This is a genomic window from Aeromonas salmonicida, assembly GCF_028355655.1.
Lineage (GTDB): Bacteria > Pseudomonadota > Gammaproteobacteria > Enterobacterales > Aeromonadaceae > Aeromonas > Aeromonas salmonicida.
On the sequence record NZ_CP110645.1, the window covers coordinates 1,631,896 to 1,646,989 of the forward strand.

The following is a 15,094-nucleotide window of genomic DNA, read 5'->3' on the forward strand; positions in this document are numbered from 1 at the left end:
ATGGAATCTTCCAACGTTTGGTGATTGCCCCACAGATGGAGAACTGGTCATGAAATTTTTCAAATTACCGGACCTGGGCGAAGGGTTGGCCGAGGCCGAGATCGTCGAATGGAAGGTGAGTGCTGGCGATACAGTGAGTGTCGATCAGGTGCTGTTGTCGGTAGAAACCGCCAAGGCGCTGGTGGATGTGCCCTCGCCGGTGGCGGGGGTGATTGCCAGGCTTTGTGGTCAGGAGGGCGACATACTCCACATCGGCGCGCCACTGGTGGAATTTGAAGGGGGTGAAGATGACGGCACTGTGGTGGGCAAGGTCAGCGCTCACCAACAGCATATCGAGGATCACTTCGTAGTGGGGGCCATAGCCCCCGGTGGCAACCTGATACAGGCTATGCCTGCGGTGCGGCTGCTGGCACAGAAACTGGGTCTGGATATCGATCGGATCCAGGGCAGTGGCGGTGCCGGTATGGTGACCGAACAGGACGTGCAGGCGGCATTCGAGGCTCAGCAAAGCAGCGGCAACGAGTTCCTAAAGGGCTCGCGCCGGGCCATGGCCAAGGCGATGGAGCTTTCCCATCAGACAGTGGTGCCGGTCAGCATCACCGACGAGGTGGATCTGCGTCACTGGCGCCCAGACGAAGATGTGACAGTGCGGCTCATCAAGGCCATCGGTGTCGCTTGCCGGGCCGAACCTTCCATGAACGCCTGGTTTGACGGCGATACGCTCTCAAGGCGGCTGTTCAACGAGGTCAACGTGGCCATTGCGGTCGACTCCAGGCATGGGCTCTATGTACCCGTGATGGAGAACGTAGCCGAGCGGGAGGGAGCCGACATCCGGCAGGGGCTGGATCGAATGATCGCCGATGTGAAGGCGCGCGCTGTGCCGCGCGAGATGCTGCAGGGGGCGACTATTACTCTCACCAACTTCGGTGCCATCGCGGGTCGTTATGCCAGCCCAATCGTGACGCCACCGCAGGTGGCCATCATAGGTGCGGGCAAGTTGTTCGAGAAGGTGGTGTTCATCCACGGGGAGGCTCGCCCGGTCAGAGTGCTGCCTCTGTCGATGACCTTTGATCACCGGGCTTGCACCGGTGGCGAGGCTGCTCGCTTCCTCAAGGTACTGGTTCAGGCACTGGAATCGCCCGCCTTATAAACGGCTGTGCCCTGCCATTGGCGGGGCACAAATTTGTTTGCGTAATCCCCAAAGCCACGTATAATCTAAATCAGCTTGAAAGGGCCAAAGTTATGTCAATGAATATGATGTTTTACATCTTTTCCTGTTGTTCATAAGTTAATCCCGTTTTTGAGCTTTATCCGCTGAAAAGCATAAGTAATTATTTAGAATACAGGTTAAAGATATGTCTAACATGATCACCGGTACCGTTAAGTTTTTCAACGAAACCAAAGGTTTTGGCTTCATCCAGCAAGAAAACGGCCCGGACGTTTTCGTTCACTTCAGCGCTATCAGCGGTAACGGTTTCCGTACCCTGGCTGAAGGTCAGCGCGTACAGTTTTCTGTGACCCAAGGTCAGAAAGGCCCGCAGGCTGAGAACGTAACTGCTCTGTAATTCTTACAGAATTTAAGAAAGCCGTGGTGCCTCTGGTTCCACGGCTTTTTGTTTATGGGCCATCTTCACTGTTTTCAGCATCATAGTTGACCTTGAATTTCACCATGACCCCATCACTTCTTCTTGCTGCCAGCCTGCTAACTATTGCCGATCTTCAGACACAGAGTACATCCGCCACAGAAGCGAAAGCCGTATGCCGGCAGTTTGTTCAGGTACGTCTTGGGAATGGTAGTCAGCCTGATGAGATCAAGGCTCAGCCCTTGCCAAAGCGGGAAGGGGAGTGGATGGTCGATGGCAAAGTAAAAGGACCCGAAGGTCCTTTGCTGTTTGCCTGTTTGCTGCGCCAGGGCTTGCGCTGGGAGTTGATCAACTTTTCGCTCTGGGCCCCGCAGGCGATCAAAGCGGTTTGAGTGCGACTATCAGATGCTGCAGATGCTCAACCATTGTCATGCCAAAAGGAGTCAGGTAGCCGCCATCTTCTGCGCTGATGAGCCCCTGCTGATGCAGACGTACAGCCGCTTGACACAGCTCGTCGGACATGTCACTGCGCAACTTGATCCCCAGGCTCATGTTGGCCGGATCAAAGCATGCCAGTATTTTCAAGTCGTTTACAAAGTCGTTAGAAATCTGGTCGATCCCAATCATGAATGCACTCCTTACGCTAAAGATGTATGCAAACTAGCATTCCCGGATCCACTTTAGTGGGCGCTGGTTCAAACTATTGGGCTTTATCCGTGCGGGGAGTGCTTGAACGCTGTTTTTTTGGGCGCGGATCTCCGAGTTTAGCAGTGAAAATGTGAGTCCGCTCGCCAGCGTTCAAACATGATAGGATAAGGCTCTCCTTTGTCTTTCTGGCCGATCACTGAATATCGGCCTTCCAGTTCAAGGCGCCCCTCATGGTAAAGATCACGCTAGTATCACTGCTTCACACTCTCGGCCCCCGTTTCCCTGTCTATCCCGCCTCTCTGCTGCTACCTCTGCTCGACAAGCATCAGGGCGATGTCTGGCTGCCAGCCATAAAGGGGGGAGATGTGGCCGTATTGCGTCAGCATGGCAAGGGTGCGGCTGCGCAAACCCTGGCGCCGCTGACAGCTGGCTGGTGTGACTTTGCTGCCAGCGATGTCGGAGCGACGCCCGAGCTGGATGCCCTTGCCAACTACGACAGCGAGATGATGGACAATCTGCTGATGTATTGGCACAGCCCGGCCAAGATAAACAGCCCGATCACCGACAACCTGTTCGAGCTGCGCCGCGAGGTGGTGGACGAAGCCCATGGTTCTAAACTGGCCAACGCCTGGGAGCAACAACAGCTGCTGCGATTCGAGCAGATCATGGGTGGCGCATTGGCTGGACGGGATCAGCTCTGCTTCGTCGAGGTGGAATCTGCCTACTGGCTGCGCCAGCGTTGTTGCGAGACGACGGAGATCTCCCTGGTGACGCCTGAACTGGGCTGATATTGCCGAAAAATAGGTGACCGATCTCTCATACTGGACAAGCTGTCAGCAAGATGTGAACATGGCGCCCTTTATTGAAAGAGAGACTTGGCCAATGAGCTATGAACTGAGCGAAACCGAGCGCAATGCTGCGCTGCAACTGAATGCCGACTACCGTTACGAGCACTTCATCAGCAAGCTGGTCGAGTACGAAGAGCTGTTTGTCCTGACCGACGAGCACGGCGTCATGATGCTGACCACAGACGATGAAGATTGCATCCCGGTATGGCCGCACCCCGAGTACGCCCAGGCGTGGGCCGAGGGTGAATGGGCCGAATGCAAGCCGCAGTCCATCACCCTCAAGGTGTGGCTGGAGCGCTGGGTTGACGGCATGGAGCAGGACGAGCTGTGCGTCGCCGTGTTCCCGACTCCGGATCAGGAAGGCATAGTGCTGTCGCCGGCCGACGTGGCTGACGCCATTGCCGAGAAGCAGGCCAAGCGCGCTTAATCGCCCCTGGCGTCAAGGCTGCAATCAAGGTTGCAAACAAAAAAGACCCCGTCACCTCTGGTGCGGGGTCTTTTGTTTGATATGTACTTTGGTCTCAAGGCTGCCGATAAGTGGTGTCTATCTTCATGACGGCAGGAAAGGTCTTGCTGTTTTTGATGGCGGCTTTTGTCTCGGTTTTTAGCTGGTCGTCGATCCAGAGCAGACCGCCGTAGCTGTAGCCGCTACTTCCGCCATCGAGTGGCCAGTAAAGCAGGTCACTTTTGGGTGTGGCGGGCAGCTTGGGCAATTTTATCCAGCGCCAGGCCCCTTCCCGGGTATAGGGCACCTGATAGGCAGGGACAAAGCTTGCCAGTTCATACAGACGCTGCTGGATCTGCCGCGACAGCGCCGCTTTTTTGGCGAAGTCGAACTCCTTGTCGTACTGCTCCACCAGGGCAGTGATGGCGTCGTCATCGATGTTCATGATGTTGTTGGTCTGGGGCTTGTTGGCATTGACCTTGTGGAAAAACTCCCAATAAGCGGGATAGCGACCGCCGCTCCATGCCATCCAGGCACTCTGGTGTTTTTTCTCCAGCATGGACTTGAAACCCGAAGAGGCATCCATCAGGTTGAGCTCGAGATTGAGCCCCGCCTTCTTGGCCTCCTCCCGCAGCAAAGTGAGCCGCTGGGCATGTTCTGCCGTGGTGTAGGTGATGGTCAGGGTCAGTGGCTGCCCCTTGTCGTTTTGCAAAATGCCCTGTGGCCCCACCTTGTTGAAACCAGCCTTGGCGAAATAGCTGCGCGCAAGTTTGGGATCAAACGGGCGTTCCTTTATCTCTGTGTTGGTAAAATCCCCTTGGCCCGACCCGTAGCTGTTGAGTCGCTGGTAATCCCCTCGCAGCAAGGTGACGAGCATCTTGTCTAGGTTGAGGGAATGCTGGATGCCGAGCCGTACATTGAGCTCGCTGAGTAGCGGGTCTGCTGTATTGAGATAGAGTCCCATGGGGGATTGTGGGGTCTGGTTGTAGAACCAGAGCCGCTCGATATAACCCTTCTCGAATTCTGCGGTTTTGGTCTTGTCGTGCCACCAGTTGGGCATGACCAGCGGGAAGGTATCCAGATCGCCGCGCAAGAAGTGTTGCCAGGCGATGTTCTGATCCCGCAACACTTTGATCTCAATCCTGTCCGGGTTGAAGCGGTGCTGAAAGTAGCGCTCCTCGTCTCCCCACCAATCTTTGATCCGCTTGAAGCTAACCGACTTGCCCTTTTTTACCTCGCCGAGCTGATAGGGACCTGTGACTGGCAGTATTTTCCAGTTGTACTCCTTGACCCAGTTGGCCGTGAGCTTGATGGCGTGGCTTGGCTCCGGAGTGAATGGCAGGGATTCCAGCAGATCTTCCCGGCTCTTTTCGCTGCCGCTGGTGATGGAGAGGGTGTGGTCATCGAAGCGTGTCACGTCTGTGATCTGGGTACTGTAGTAGTTGTTGTACCAGGGGTCGTTTATTTCCTTGCTGCGCATCATCTTGAGGGTAAACACCCAGTCATCAGCGGTGACGGGCTGGCCATCGGACCAGCGAGCCTTGGGGTTGATGCGAAAATAGAGGGTCTTGTGATCGGCGCCAAAGGCCCACGCGTTTGCCAGCATGGGCATGGGGTTGCCTGTGACAGGATGGGTGCTCAGCAGCGGCAGGTTGCTTTCCCTGACATAGCTGGCAAAGCTGCCGTTGGAATCGGGCCCGAATTTGCGCAGGGTCAGCGGAAAGCTGGTGACAAATCCGCGAAAGGTGCCGCCCCGTTTGGCGGCCGGGTCGGCGTAGACAGGATCCGCATTGTTGCTCTCCCACTTGAGATCCGCAGGCAGGCCGGCTCCCCAGCCAAACTGACTCCAGCACAGGATCAGGGTGATGGCGGCGGTGTACGCAGTGGTGCGAATAAGGGGCGGGACGGGGCTCACCCCGGCTGAGGCTGTCGATGGCATATCCTTGCTCTCTCCTGATGGTCTGCATCCTGCAGGCACGGTCTGGTGACGTCAGTCCCGATAGGGACTTGCTCATGATGGAAATTTTTGCCAGTTGGGTCAATGGCGATGGGCAAATAACGCCCTGGTCATCAAGGCGCCGTCTGTGGCTTGAACCAGCGCAGCCGGCCACCCAGCAGATGGACCACGAAGCCGAGCAGCACCAGACCAGAACCCAGCCACTGCAACGGAGTGGGGTGCTCATCGAGCAGGACGGCAGCCGCCACCATGCCGACGCAGGGCACCAGCAGGGAGAGCGGTGCCACCTGGGCCACCGGATAACGCATCAGCAGGCGGCCCCACAGGCCGTAACCGAGCCAGGTGGCGACAAAGGAGAGATAGAGCACGCACAAGAGCCCCTGCCAGCTGAAATTCAGCAGGCTGGCGGCAATGCGCTCCGGCCCTTCGAACAGCCAGGAAAGGGCGAAGAAAGGTAGTATGGGCACCAGGCCGCCCCAGGCGATGAGGCTGGGCAGGGAAGTTTGATAGCGCAGGCCAATCTGGCGATTGATGACGTTGCCAAGGCCCCAGCAGGCGGCTGCGCAGAGCGTCAGCACGAAGCCGAGCAGGGTCAGGTTACCCTCGCCATGGGTGGCGATGAGATAGAGGCCTGCACCCGCCAGTGGCAATGCTACCCAGTGATGGGGCTGCCAGCGCTCCCCCAGCCAGAGCATGGCGAACAGCAGAGTGAACACCACCTGGGACTGGAGTACCAGCGAGGCCATGCCCGCTGGCATGCCGAACTTCATGGCACTGAACAGGAAGGCAAACTGCCCCAGGCTGATGGCGCCACCATAGGCCAGCAGCCAGCGCCAGGGCATGGTGGGCCTGGGCACCAGCAAGATGGCGGGGAAGACCACGCCGACGAAGCGCAGCGCTCCCAGCAACAGCGGCGGTATCCCCTCCAGCCCCCACTTGATCGCCACGAAATTCAGCCCCCAGCAGAGGATGACCAGGGCGGCCAGACACTTGTCCTTGGTTTGCATTCAGCTTCCTTGTATGACTGCCTTGTAAAAGAGGTACGGCGATCCCGCTGCCAGCGGGACGGGTCGGCAAGAGGACGAGCATACCCTTGACAGGGTGGCTGGCGTCAAGTCGCCAGACCGGCTTGCACCAAAGGACGGATCACTTGCTGGTTGCCGGCCACTCTTGTGGCCAAGAGGCGGCCGGGCAGTGGTCAAGGCATCTGTGGTGGATAGGGCGTTTGCCTGCCTTGATCTCGGTTTTTTGTCTGCGGCAAGATGGAGGGGGAGATCGAGAAGGGGCGGCGGACGGTCTACGCTATACAAAGACAGCCCGATAGTGCGGCTGGTGCCAATGGCTTAACGGAGGTATCCCCCATGAGCGACCATACTCTGCTGCCCCATGGCGAAGATCTGCGCCGCGCCGTACGCTGGCTCAGCGAGCATCATCAACACGATATTCGTGCCATTGAAGAGGCCAGCATCCGTTTTGATCTGTCACCGCTGGATGAAGAGTTTTTGATCCAGCACTGTGTCGAACGGGAAGGGGGCGCCAACTAGACGAAGTTGGCGAGGCTGATGCCAAACTCTTTGGGATCGACCGTGCTTTCTATGCTCTCCTGTACCCCGGACTTCGCCAGATCCAGCCACTGCACCTCGAGGTAGTGGCGCTGGGTCGCGTGATAGATCACCTTCACCACCGGCTTGAGCGGCTCTTGCGGATTGCGCTGCATGACGATGGCCAGTCGCTGGTTGGAAAGTTGTACCAGGGTACCCACCGGATAGACCCCCATGCATTTGATGAACTTGGTCACCAGCAGTCGATCAAAATGGTGGTCTGCCCCCTTGAGCAGGATCCGGAATGCCTGGGTCGGCTGCATCCCCTGCTTGTAGACCCGATCCGCCGTCACTGCGTCGTAGACATCGACGATGCCGCTCATGCGGGTGTAGAGAGACAGCTGGTCACCTTTGAGGTGGCGGGGATAGCCGGTGCCATCGAGCCGCTCATGGTGATTGGCGGCGACTTCCAGCATGGTGGCTGTGATGCCCGGGGTGCTGCTCAGAATGTCATGGCTATGTACCACGTGCTGGCGCATCACGGTGAACTCTTCATCGGTCAGCTTGCCCGGTTTGTTGAGCACCTCATCCGGGGTCATGATCTTGCCCACATCATGCAGCAGCCCCCCCAGGGTCAGCTCCTTGAGCACGCTGCGCTCCAGCGCCAGATAACGGCCGAAGTTGGCCAGCAGTATGGCCACGTTCATGGAGTGCTCCATCAGGTAGGCATCCTTGGCACGAATGCGGGCCAGACAGAGCATGGCATCGCCGTGGGTGAACATGGTGTCCACCATCTCTTCGGCCACGGTTGCCAAGGGGGTAATGTCGATGGGCTCACCCGCCTTTAGCTGGCGAATGAATTTGCCTTGCAGCTCACGGGCCTCCTGATACAGGCGGCGGATCTTGAGCTCACGCCCCTCGCCGTTCGCGCTGCCTGTCGGGCGTTGTGACGCAATTGAAGAGGCTGCCGGGTCGGGAAAGATAATCTGCTCTATGCCAGCCAATTTGCTGCGGGCGAGATCGACGCGCACCGTGAGCACACCGCGCCGGATCAGGTCATCAATTTGCTGACGAGTCGTCACCAGCCCCATCTGGGCGATCTCCATGCCACCGGTCTGGCTGGTGATGGCGATCACATACATGCCTGCTTGTAGCTGGTTTACGGGAATGACGGGATGAGGAGTGTGTGACTTCATACGGCTTCCTGACTTTATTATTATGCGTAAGGTTAGGCCCTCAGCAGGCAGTCTAACATCCGCGCCATGCTTCGTCATTGTGGTACGGTTTACGCCAGCACTGCTTATTGCTGGAGTTGTTGGCCTTGGCCTATATAATGGCGCCCCTTTATTGATGGACTCTGAGGTTGTGCATGCGGCTCGATAAATTTCTTTGCGATTGTTCCGATTTGACCCGTTCCCTGGCGGGCAAACTGATCCGGCAGGGAGAGGTCACTGTGGATGGCATAGTGGTCAAACAACCCGCTTTTCACATCAACGAGCAGAGCCAGGTTGAATTTGACGGTGTCATGCTGACGCTGGATCAGCGCAATCGCTACTTCATGCTGCACAAACCGGAAGGTTACGTCTGCTCCAACGAGGATCCTGATCACCCGACCGTTTTCTTCCTGATGGATGAACCTGCCATGGGCAAGCTGCACGTGGTTGGTCGACTCGATCTCGATACCACGGGTCTGGTGCTGGTCACCGATGATGGCAAATGGTCCCACCGCATCACCTCGCCGCGCCATGAGTGTGCCAAGACCTACCATGTCTGGTTGGCGGATCCCGTGCATCAGGACGCCATATCGCTGTTTGCCGATGGCGTGTTTCTGCGCAACGAGACCGAGAAGACCCGTCCCGCCCAGCTGGAAATTCTGGCCGAGTGCGAGGCGCGACTCACTATCCATGAAGGCAAGTATCATCAGGTGAAGCGGATGTTTGCCTCCATCGGTAACAAGGTGGTGGGGCTGCATCGGGAGCAGATCGGTACACTGGCGCTGGATGAAGCGTTGGCACCGGGCGAATACCGCGAGCTGACGGCAGAGGAAATCGCCCAGTTTTAAGCCGCTCGCCTGACACTGAGCAAGGCGCGCCTTGCTCAGTGTCCGCTGACCCCCAGCACCATGGCCGTACCCAGGGTCGCCAGCAGGGCGCCCGCCCAGGCCGCAAGGGAGGGGCGCTGGCCCGAATGCCACCACAGCAGGGGTAGCAGAATGACAGGGGTGGTGGAGGAGAGAATTGCCACCATGCCGACTTCTCCCTGGCGCAGGGCGACCAGGATCAGTGTCATCCCCATGGCCATGGCCAGGAAACCGTTGATGCCAATCAACCCCAGCACCTGACGGTTGATGGGGTTGTGGGGCATGGCAAGCGGTACTCTCAGCACTCGCAAGGTGCAGTGAGCCAACAGGGCACTGCCCATGCGGATGCCGGAGGCGCTCACAGCGTCGACATTGCCACTCATCATCACTGGCTTGGCGATGATGGCACCCAGGCTCTGACAGAAGGCCGCGGTCAGCCCCAGACCGATGCCGATGGCAAGGTGTCCACGCACCTGTTCCCACTCGTTGTGCTGATTGCCGCCACGCCGGCCGAACAGGATGGCGAGCATGACACCGGCAAACACCAGCAGCGCTCCCACCAGTCGCCAGCCGCCGAGCCGCTCACCAAACAACCAGAGACCGAGCAGGGCGGAGAAGAGAGCATGGCAGGAGAACAACAGGCCGCTGCGTCTGGGCCCCAGCCGATTCATGCAGGCAAACAGGGCTGTATCCCCGACAAAGATACCGATCAGGCCCGACAGCGCCAGCAGGGGAAGAGCGCTCTCGCTAAGGGATTGCCAGCCTCCAGTGGCGATGCTGGCGGTGCCCAGCATCAGACTGACCAGAAACATGCGCCAGCGACTGTAGGCAAATGCCCCCAGGTGGCGGGCCGGTTTGACGGAAATCAGGGCCGCCACTGCCCACAAACTGGCCGCTGCCAGCGCCAGCCACTCATACCCCATAAAAACTCCTGAGAATGTAGCCAGATCGAAAGACGTGTCAGGCCGTTACCAGCGACAGCCACTCGCATTTCATAAAAACTACGGAAAAAAATAGCCCGAAAGACTCCATCTCTTGGGCAAGCCCGATACAATACGGGGCGTCTTCGGGGATAACAAGCGCAGCATCATGCATTCGTATTCAGGCGCGCTGCCGGCCTTCCCCCTTCTTGAAATAAAGTGAATTGAACGAGGTTTATGTCATGGTTTACCGCCCCGCTGTTTACCAGCCGGAACGCCGGCCAGTCCGTCGCTGGCTTTCTCCCTTGCTGCTGGGCCTGCTGATGGCCCCGTCGCTGCAAGCAACCACGGTTACCCAGGAGACTGTGCTGTCGGATCGCCAGACGCTGGTCAAGGGCAACGGTGATGAGCCTGAGTCCCTCGATCCGGCCCAGATCCGCTCCGGTTTTCCGGGGGAAGTGGTGCTGGTGGATTTGTTTGAAGGGCTGGTGAGCGAAGATGGTCAGGGCAAGATAGTACCGGCTCAGGCCCAGCGCTGGGAGACCAGCGAAGATGGGCTGGTGTGGCGCTTCTTCCTGCGACCCCAGCTCAAATGGTCCAATGGCGAGCCGCTTACCGCCCAGGATTTCGTCTACGCCTGGCGTCGGCTGCTGGATCCGGCGCAAGGGTCACCTTCCGCCGGATTGCTGCTGGCGACCGGGATCAACAATGCTCAATCCATTTATGCCGGGGCTCTCGAGCTCACGTCGCTGGGGGTGGAGGCCGAGAGCAGCCAGATCCTCAAGGTGACACTGGAGCGGCCCGTACCCTATTTCCTGCAACTGGTCAGTCAACGCCCCTTTGTTCCCGTCAATGAGCAGGCGATCACCCGGTTTGGCAAAGAGTGGACCCAGCCCGGCAAACTGGTCAGCAATGGGGCTTACAAGCTGGTGAACTGGGCACCCAATGAACGTATCGAGGCTGAGCGAAACATCCATTATTGGGATGACTTGCACACCCGGATCAAGCGGGTGACCTATCTGCCGCTCTCCTCCCAGCATGCTGAACGGCTGCGCTATGAGGCAGGGGAGATCCAGCTCACCAACAAGGTGGCACTGGAGTATTACCAGAAGACCAAAGAGGCGACCCCCGAGCGGATCTGGGGTCTGCCCCTGCTTGGCACCTATCTCTATACCTTCAATCTGCGCCGTCCCGAGCTGCAGGATGTACGGGTGCGCCAGGCACTGGCCATGACCATAGACCGTCACGTGCTGACCGAACAGGTCAGCGGTCAGGGGGAGCGGCCTGCCTGGTCTCTGCTGCCTGGCATGCCAGGCTATGAGGCACTTGGTTCACCGCTGGCTCTGCAGGATCAGCCGACACGGCTGGCCAAGGCTGCCGCCTTGATGGCGCAGGCAGGTTACAACAGTGCCCGTCCCTTCAAGCTGACGTTGACCTACAACACGTCGGAGAGCCACAAGAAGCTGGCGCTGGCGGTGGCCGCCATGTGGAAACCGCTGGGGGTGGAGGTGTCGCTCAACAACATGGAGTGGAGCGCCTATCAGGTGGCAAAAGACAGTGGTGATTTCATGCTGGTCCGCTCCTTCCTGTTTGGAGATTATGTGGAGCCCTCATCCATGCTCAACAGCTTCCGCTGTCAGGATCCCCAGAACGAGAGCGGCTATTGCAATCCGGCCTTTGATGGCTTGCTGCAGCAGGCATCGGACACCCTGGATGGTAGTACCCGGACCGGACTCTATCGCCAGGCCGAGCAGCTGCTGATGGACGAAATGCCCGCCATTCCCGTGTATCACTACAATCAGATGCGGCTGGTGGACCCCACACTGCGAGGGTTGCCGAGCCAGAACCTCAAGGGGGCTATCGCCACCAAGGATCTCTATTTCAGCAAGCAGTAAGGGAGTTCGCGATGAAGATTGCCATCATTTCAGACCTGCACGGCAGCCTGAGCGCACTGGAACAGGTGCTGGCCCAGCTTGCTCCCTGGCAGCCCGATCACTATCTGCTGCTCGGCGATCTGCTCAACCATGGCCCTCGCAATCCGGTGCCGCCGGGTTATGCCCCCGCCGCCGTGGCGGAGCGGCTCAATCAGCTGGCGCCGCACATCATGGCGGTGCGTGGCAACTGCGATTCGGAAGTGGATCAGATGTTGCTGAACTTCCCCATGACAGCACCTTATAACCAGTTGCTGGTGGATGGACGGCGCTGGTTTGTCAGTCATGGTCATCTCTATCGCCCGGATGCGGTACCGCTGCCCCCCGGCAGCCTGTTTATCAGCGGCCACACCCATCTATCCGTGCTGCAGCGAGATGGGGAGCTGGTGCTGATGAATCCGGGGTCCATCTGTTTTCCACGGGGAGATCTGGCGGCAACCTATGGCCGGTATGAGACGGGCGTGTTGAGCATCCATGCCTGTGCGGACAGCGAAGAACTGTTGAGGCTGGTGTTATAGGTTGGCGACGGGCAGAGCTTGCGCGAGGGGAAGCGGAAAGGGATCAGGCCTTGATGCCGAATGAGCGTGTGCCGGAGCGGGTGTTGCCCTTGGCGTCATAAGTCAGGGAGTTGCGATCCCGCAACTGGCTCAAAAAGCTTGCCAGGCGGCGGTTGGAGACGATGCTGAGCTCGAGCAGGCGACCATTCAGATCGTTTTGTTCCTGGCAGGCATCGAGTTTTTCACGCAGGGCATTCATCTGCTCTGGAAAGGCAGACAGCTGCTGTTGCAGCTCGGGCAGCCGCGCAAGGGTCTGGTCCAGCACTTCAATATCGGCAAGCAGTTTCTGCTTGCGCTCTGCCAGCTCGGGCAGCGCCAGTGCCTGGTGCTGCTTGAGCAGATTGAATTCCTCCTCCAGCAAACCTTGCATCCGGGAGAGGTATTCGTCTTGGGTGTGCAGCAGCGAAGGTAAATCCATCATCCGAGCAGCTTGTCCAGAGTGGATTCAAAGCTGAACATCTTTTTGGCTACCGCCTCGCTGTTGACCTGGTATTCACCATTGGCCACGGCTTTCTTCAGACTCTCGACACGGCTTTCATTGCCGGTGGAGGCTGAGTTGAGGTTTTTCTGCATCTGTTGCAATTGCTGCGCCTCATTGGTCAAGGAGACGGAGTCTGTCTTGACAGTCGCCGCACGGTTGTCGGGAGACGAGGTCGCTTGTTTGGTGTTGGCACCCTGGCTGTTACCGGTGTTTTGCAACCGATTATTCGCCAAGTTGTTGATATTGTTAATAGCCATAGTGTTTACCTTCGTCTGCTTTGCTGTTCGCTTACCTGTTTATCGGTGACCGTCGTCAGAACTTTAGAAAAAAATAACCAGAAAAACATATCAGAAGGGGACCACGACAGAGCCGACTGCGCTGACTTTCCCTTGCACTGTTTTTCCTGAACGAATATTGACGAGGCTGATCATGTCTCCGAAGCTGCCATCTTGCAAGGCTCGGGCCATGGTTTTGATTTGCATGCTGCTGTTTTCTGCACTGAGTGTGACCTGATCGCCTTTGCAAACCACGCAGACTTGGCTGAGCCGTATGGGCTGACCCGGCTTGAGTTCCCGTTTGCTGCGTACTCCTATCAGTGGGGCCTGATCGCTCAGATAATCACCGCGGATCTGGGTCTGGTCCTGATAGGCCAGCGTCAAGACACTCTCACTGAGTATGTCGCCCTTGGCTACCGGGGTAGCCACGGTCACATAGGGTTTCTGGATGCTGACGCGCACCGGCAAATAGAGGTCCCAAGGTTTTTCTTCCTCACATTTGAGGTAGACGGTGGTGTTACGACGCACCTCCATCCTGGCGGGAAGGCTGATGGTAAGATGCTGCTCGCAGCGGCTCAAAGGTAGCCTGTCATCAATGGAGGCAGCTTGCACATGAGCCTGGGCATCGAGTGGAATATCGAGCTGGCCGAGCACAAACTCTTGCGCCATTTCTTGCAGATAACTGGTCACCTCGGATGCCGTGGCGTGAGATATGCCGCAAAACAGCAGTAAGATGAGGAAAAGTCTACTAATCATTTTCTCTCGCAGGCCGATAAGTTGTTCACGCATATCACCATATTTAACTATGCTTGCTTCAGAATTCGTTTGTAGTGACATCGATAGTCTGACGCAAGCCAATACGCATGCATGATTAATGCCAAGCGTTTTTAGGGAGTGTTTATGGCCAGTATTATGGACTCGGTCAACCAACGTACCCAGCTGGTGGGACAAAACCGGTTGGAGCTGCTGTTGTTTCGTCTCAATGGACGTCAAAGATTTGGCATCAACGTATTTAAAGTGCGTGAAGTGCTGCAATGCCCTCCCTTGACCGTCATGCCCAAGCTCAACTCCTGTATTCGTGGCGTTGCGCACATCCGTGGCCAGACCATTTCGGTGATTGATCTCAGCATGGCGGTGGGCAAACGTCCCATCGAGGACCTGAGCAAGTGTTTCATTATTATTTCCGAGTACAACCGTTCAGTTCAGGGCTTCTTGGTGCATTCGGTTGAACGCATCATCAACATGAACTGGGAATCCATTCTGCCGCCACCCAAAGGGGCAGGGCGCATCAACTACATGACTGCAGTCACAGAGGTAGACGGCGAGCTGGTGGAGATTCTGGATGTTGAACGTATCCTCAACGAAATCTCCCCGGTGTCGACCGAAGTAAGTGCCGAGTTGGTGGATGCCAGTGTTGAGCACAATACCCATGGTCGTCCCGTACTGGTAGCAGATGACTCTTCTGTTGCTCGCAAGCAGGTGCAGCGAGCCCTCGAGGCGATTGGCGTGCAATGTGTGCTGGCAAAGGATGGGCGTGAGGCACTCAACATGTTGCTGGAGATGGCCAAGAATGGCCCCATCAAGGATCAGATTGCCTTGGTGATCTCGGACATCGAGATGCCGGAAATGGACGGTTATACTTTTACCGCCGAGATCCGTAACAATCCCAATCTCAAGGACTTACATGTTATTCTGCACACATCCCTCAGTGGGGTGTTCAATCAGGCCATGGTGCAGAAAGTCGGTGCGAACAATTTCATCGCCAAATTCCAACCGGATGAGTTGGCCAAAGCCGTACAAGGCGCACTCTAATCAAGAAGAACAAACT

At 57.4% G+C, this 15,094-nt stretch carries 18 protein-coding genes; 10 read left to right on the plus strand and 8 right to left on the minus strand.

Translation table 11 applies throughout. From position 1 onward, the window contains the following. The first annotated feature begins 49 nt into the window (after window positions 1-49). From ONZ54_RS07935 to ONZ54_RS07945, 3 genes are all read left to right on the plus strand, one after another. The gene (locus tag ONZ54_RS07935) at window positions 50-1,150 is read left to right on the plus strand and encodes a dihydrolipoamide acetyltransferase family protein (protein ID WP_271787876.1); all 1,101 of its coding nucleotides are present in this window, start codon (window positions 50-52) and stop codon (window positions 1,148-1,150) included. Window positions 1,151-1,355: 205 nt separating this feature from the next. Continuing rightward, complete coding sequence (locus tag ONZ54_RS07940; protein WP_005331438.1) at window positions 1,356-1,565, plus strand: cold-shock protein; 210 nt, start codon at window positions 1,356-1,358, stop codon at window positions 1,563-1,565. Between the two features lie 104 nt (window positions 1,566-1,669). Beyond that, the gene (locus ONZ54_RS07945) at window positions 1,670-1,975 is read left to right on the plus strand and encodes a hypothetical protein (protein ID WP_271787877.1); all 306 of its coding nucleotides are present in this window, start codon (window positions 1,670-1,672) and stop codon (window positions 1,973-1,975) included. Here ONZ54_RS07945 and ONZ54_RS07950 read toward each other — a convergent pair. Continuing rightward, window positions 1,962-2,210, minus strand: a complete 249-nt coding sequence (locus ONZ54_RS07950; protein WP_005320240.1) for a TIGR02647 family protein — start codon at window positions 2,208-2,210, stop codon at window positions 1,962-1,964. The genes ONZ54_RS07945 and ONZ54_RS07950 overlap by 14 nt on opposite strands. Before the next feature lie 251 nt (window positions 2,211-2,461). On the opposite strand from ONZ54_RS07950, the gene ONZ54_RS07955 reads away from it, so the two are divergent. Together ONZ54_RS07955 and ONZ54_RS07960 are read left to right on the plus strand one after the other, a co-directional pair. Continuing rightward, window positions 2,462-3,019, plus strand: coding sequence for a hypothetical protein (locus tag ONZ54_RS07955; protein WP_271774571.1), 558 nt, complete (start codon window positions 2,462-2,464; stop codon window positions 3,017-3,019). A gap of 94 nt (window positions 3,020-3,113) precedes the next feature. Then, entirely contained in the window at window positions 3,114-3,506 is a 393-nt protein-coding gene (locus ONZ54_RS07960) for a DUF2750 domain-containing protein (RefSeq protein ID WP_005320236.1), read from the plus strand. Window positions 3,507-3,600: 94 nt separating this feature from the next. Here ONZ54_RS07960 and ONZ54_RS07965 read toward each other — a convergent pair whose 3' ends face one another. After that, window positions 3,601-5,463 (minus strand): extracellular solute-binding protein, encoded by a 1,863-nt coding sequence (locus ONZ54_RS07965; RefSeq protein WP_271787878.1) that lies wholly within the window; start codon window positions 5,461-5,463, stop codon window positions 3,601-3,603. 131 nt (window positions 5,464-5,594) lie between these two features. Then, on the minus strand, window positions 5,595-6,488 hold the full coding sequence (locus ONZ54_RS07970; RefSeq protein ID WP_017412982.1) for an EamA family transporter: 894 nt from the start codon (window positions 6,486-6,488) through the stop codon (window positions 5,595-5,597). A 354-nt stretch (window positions 6,489-6,842) separates the two neighbouring features. Between ONZ54_RS07970 and ONZ54_RS07975 the strand changes: the two genes are divergently transcribed. Next, window positions 6,843-7,025: a hypothetical protein gene (locus ONZ54_RS07975; RefSeq protein WP_005320234.1), complete on the plus strand. Its 183-nt coding sequence runs from the start codon at window positions 6,843-6,845 to the stop codon at window positions 7,023-7,025. Here the strand turns inward: ONZ54_RS07975 and ONZ54_RS07980 are convergent. Continuing rightward, a complete protein-coding gene (locus ONZ54_RS07980; protein WP_058394211.1) occupies window positions 7,022-8,218 on the minus strand; it encodes an HD-GYP domain-containing protein in 1,197 nt (398 codons plus the stop codon). The genes ONZ54_RS07975 and ONZ54_RS07980 overlap by 4 nt on opposite strands. Before the next feature lie 173 nt (window positions 8,219-8,391). On the opposite strand from ONZ54_RS07980, the gene rsuA reads away from it, so the two are divergent. Beyond that, on the plus strand, window positions 8,392-9,084 hold the full coding sequence (gene rsuA, locus ONZ54_RS07985; protein WP_005320231.1) for a 16S rRNA pseudouridine(516) synthase RsuA: 693 nt from the start codon (window positions 8,392-8,394) through the stop codon (window positions 9,082-9,084). A 35-nt stretch (window positions 9,085-9,119) separates the two neighbouring features. On the opposite strand, the gene ONZ54_RS07990 is transcribed toward rsuA, so the two are convergent. Further along, window positions 9,120-10,025 (minus strand): DMT family transporter, encoded by a 906-nt coding sequence (locus ONZ54_RS07990; RefSeq protein WP_096118217.1) that lies wholly within the window; start codon window positions 10,023-10,025, stop codon window positions 9,120-9,122. 239 nt (window positions 10,026-10,264) lie between these two features. Between ONZ54_RS07990 and ONZ54_RS07995 the strand changes: the two genes are divergently transcribed. Together ONZ54_RS07995 and yfcE are read left to right on the plus strand one after the other, a co-directional pair. Then, window positions 10,265-11,917 carry a peptide ABC transporter substrate-binding protein gene (locus ONZ54_RS07995; protein WP_271787879.1) on the plus strand — a complete coding sequence of 551 codons (1,653 nt, stop codon included), beginning with the start codon at window positions 10,265-10,267 and terminating at the stop codon, window positions 11,915-11,917. A gap of 11 nt (window positions 11,918-11,928) precedes the next feature. Continuing rightward, window positions 11,929-12,471 (plus strand): phosphodiesterase, encoded by a 543-nt coding sequence (gene yfcE, locus ONZ54_RS08000; RefSeq protein WP_271787880.1) that lies wholly within the window; start codon window positions 11,929-11,931, stop codon window positions 12,469-12,471. 43 nt (window positions 12,472-12,514) lie between these two features. Here the strand turns inward: yfcE and ONZ54_RS08005 are convergent, their stop codons facing one another. The 3 genes from ONZ54_RS08005 to flgA all read right to left on the minus strand — a co-directional run bounded on the left by ONZ54_RS08005 (window position 12,515) and on the right by flgA (window position 13,944). Continuing rightward, window positions 12,515-12,931 carry a flagella synthesis protein FlgN gene (locus tag ONZ54_RS08005; RefSeq protein WP_059168701.1) on the minus strand — a complete coding sequence of 139 codons (417 nt, stop codon included), beginning with the start codon at window positions 12,929-12,931 and terminating at the stop codon, window positions 12,515-12,517. Further along, the gene (gene flgM, locus ONZ54_RS08010) at window positions 12,928-13,248 is read right to left on the minus strand and encodes a flagellar biosynthesis anti-sigma factor FlgM (protein WP_005320221.1); all 321 of its coding nucleotides are present in this window, start codon (window positions 13,246-13,248) and stop codon (window positions 12,928-12,930) included. The genes ONZ54_RS08005 and flgM overlap by 4 nt, the downstream gene beginning before the upstream one ends. A gap of 90 nt (window positions 13,249-13,338) precedes the next feature. Further along, window positions 13,339-13,944 carry a flagellar basal body P-ring formation chaperone FlgA gene (gene flgA, locus ONZ54_RS08015; RefSeq protein ID WP_058394317.1) on the minus strand — a complete coding sequence of 202 codons (606 nt, stop codon included), beginning with the start codon at window positions 13,942-13,944 and terminating at the stop codon, window positions 13,339-13,341. A gap of 222 nt (window positions 13,945-14,166) precedes the next feature. On the opposite strand from flgA, the gene ONZ54_RS08020 reads away from it, so the two are divergent. Next, a complete protein-coding gene (locus tag ONZ54_RS08020) occupies window positions 14,167-15,078 on the plus strand; it encodes a chemotaxis protein CheV (protein ID WP_021139249.1) in 912 nt (303 codons plus the stop codon). Window positions 15,079-15,094: the final 16 nt, after the last annotated feature.

Coding starts and splice junctions, on each gene's coding strand:
- ONZ54_RS07980 (WP_058394211.1), bottom strand. CDS start 8,218: ATGAAGTCACACACTCCTCATCCCGTCATTCCCGTAAACCAGCTACAA.
- rsuA (WP_005320231.1), top strand. CDS start 8,392: ATGCGGCTCGATAAATTTCTTTGCGATTGTTCCGATTTGACCCGTTCC.
- ONZ54_RS07955 (WP_271774571.1), top strand. CDS start 2,462: ATGGTAAAGATCACGCTAGTATCACTGCTTCACACTCTCGGCCCCCGT.
- ONZ54_RS08020 (WP_021139249.1), top strand. CDS start 14,167: ATGGCCAGTATTATGGACTCGGTCAACCAACGTACCCAGCTGGTGGGA.
- ONZ54_RS07945 (WP_271787877.1), top strand. CDS start 1,670: ATGACCCCATCACTTCTTCTTGCTGCCAGCCTGCTAACTATTGCCGAT.
- flgM (WP_005320221.1), bottom strand. CDS start 13,248: ATGGCTATTAACAATATCAACAACTTGGCGAATAATCGGTTGCAAAAC.
- ONZ54_RS07935 (WP_271787876.1), top strand. CDS start 50: ATGAAATTTTTCAAATTACCGGACCTGGGCGAAGGGTTGGCCGAGGCC.
- ONZ54_RS07975 (WP_005320234.1), top strand. CDS start 6,843: ATGAGCGACCATACTCTGCTGCCCCATGGCGAAGATCTGCGCCGCGCC.
- ONZ54_RS08005 (WP_059168701.1), bottom strand. CDS start 12,931: ATGATGGATTTACCTTCGCTGCTGCACACCCAAGACGAATACCTCTCC.
- ONZ54_RS07970 (WP_017412982.1), bottom strand. CDS start 6,488: ATGCAAACCAAGGACAAGTGTCTGGCCGCCCTGGTCATCCTCTGCTGG.
- ONZ54_RS07950 (WP_005320240.1), bottom strand. CDS start 2,210: ATGATTGGGATCGACCAGATTTCTAACGACTTTGTAAACGACTTGAAA.
- ONZ54_RS07995 (WP_271787879.1), top strand. CDS start 10,265: ATGGTTTACCGCCCCGCTGTTTACCAGCCGGAACGCCGGCCAGTCCGT.
- yfcE (WP_271787880.1), top strand. CDS start 11,929: ATGAAGATTGCCATCATTTCAGACCTGCACGGCAGCCTGAGCGCACTG.
- ONZ54_RS07990 (WP_096118217.1), bottom strand. CDS start 10,025: ATGGGGTATGAGTGGCTGGCGCTGGCAGCGGCCAGTTTGTGGGCAGTG.
- ONZ54_RS07965 (WP_271787878.1), bottom strand. CDS start 5,463: ATGCCATCGACAGCCTCAGCCGGGGTGAGCCCCGTCCCGCCCCTTATT.
- ONZ54_RS07940 (WP_005331438.1), top strand. CDS start 1,356: ATGTCTAACATGATCACCGGTACCGTTAAGTTTTTCAACGAAACCAAA.
- ONZ54_RS07960 (WP_005320236.1), top strand. CDS start 3,114: ATGAGCTATGAACTGAGCGAAACCGAGCGCAATGCTGCGCTGCAACTG.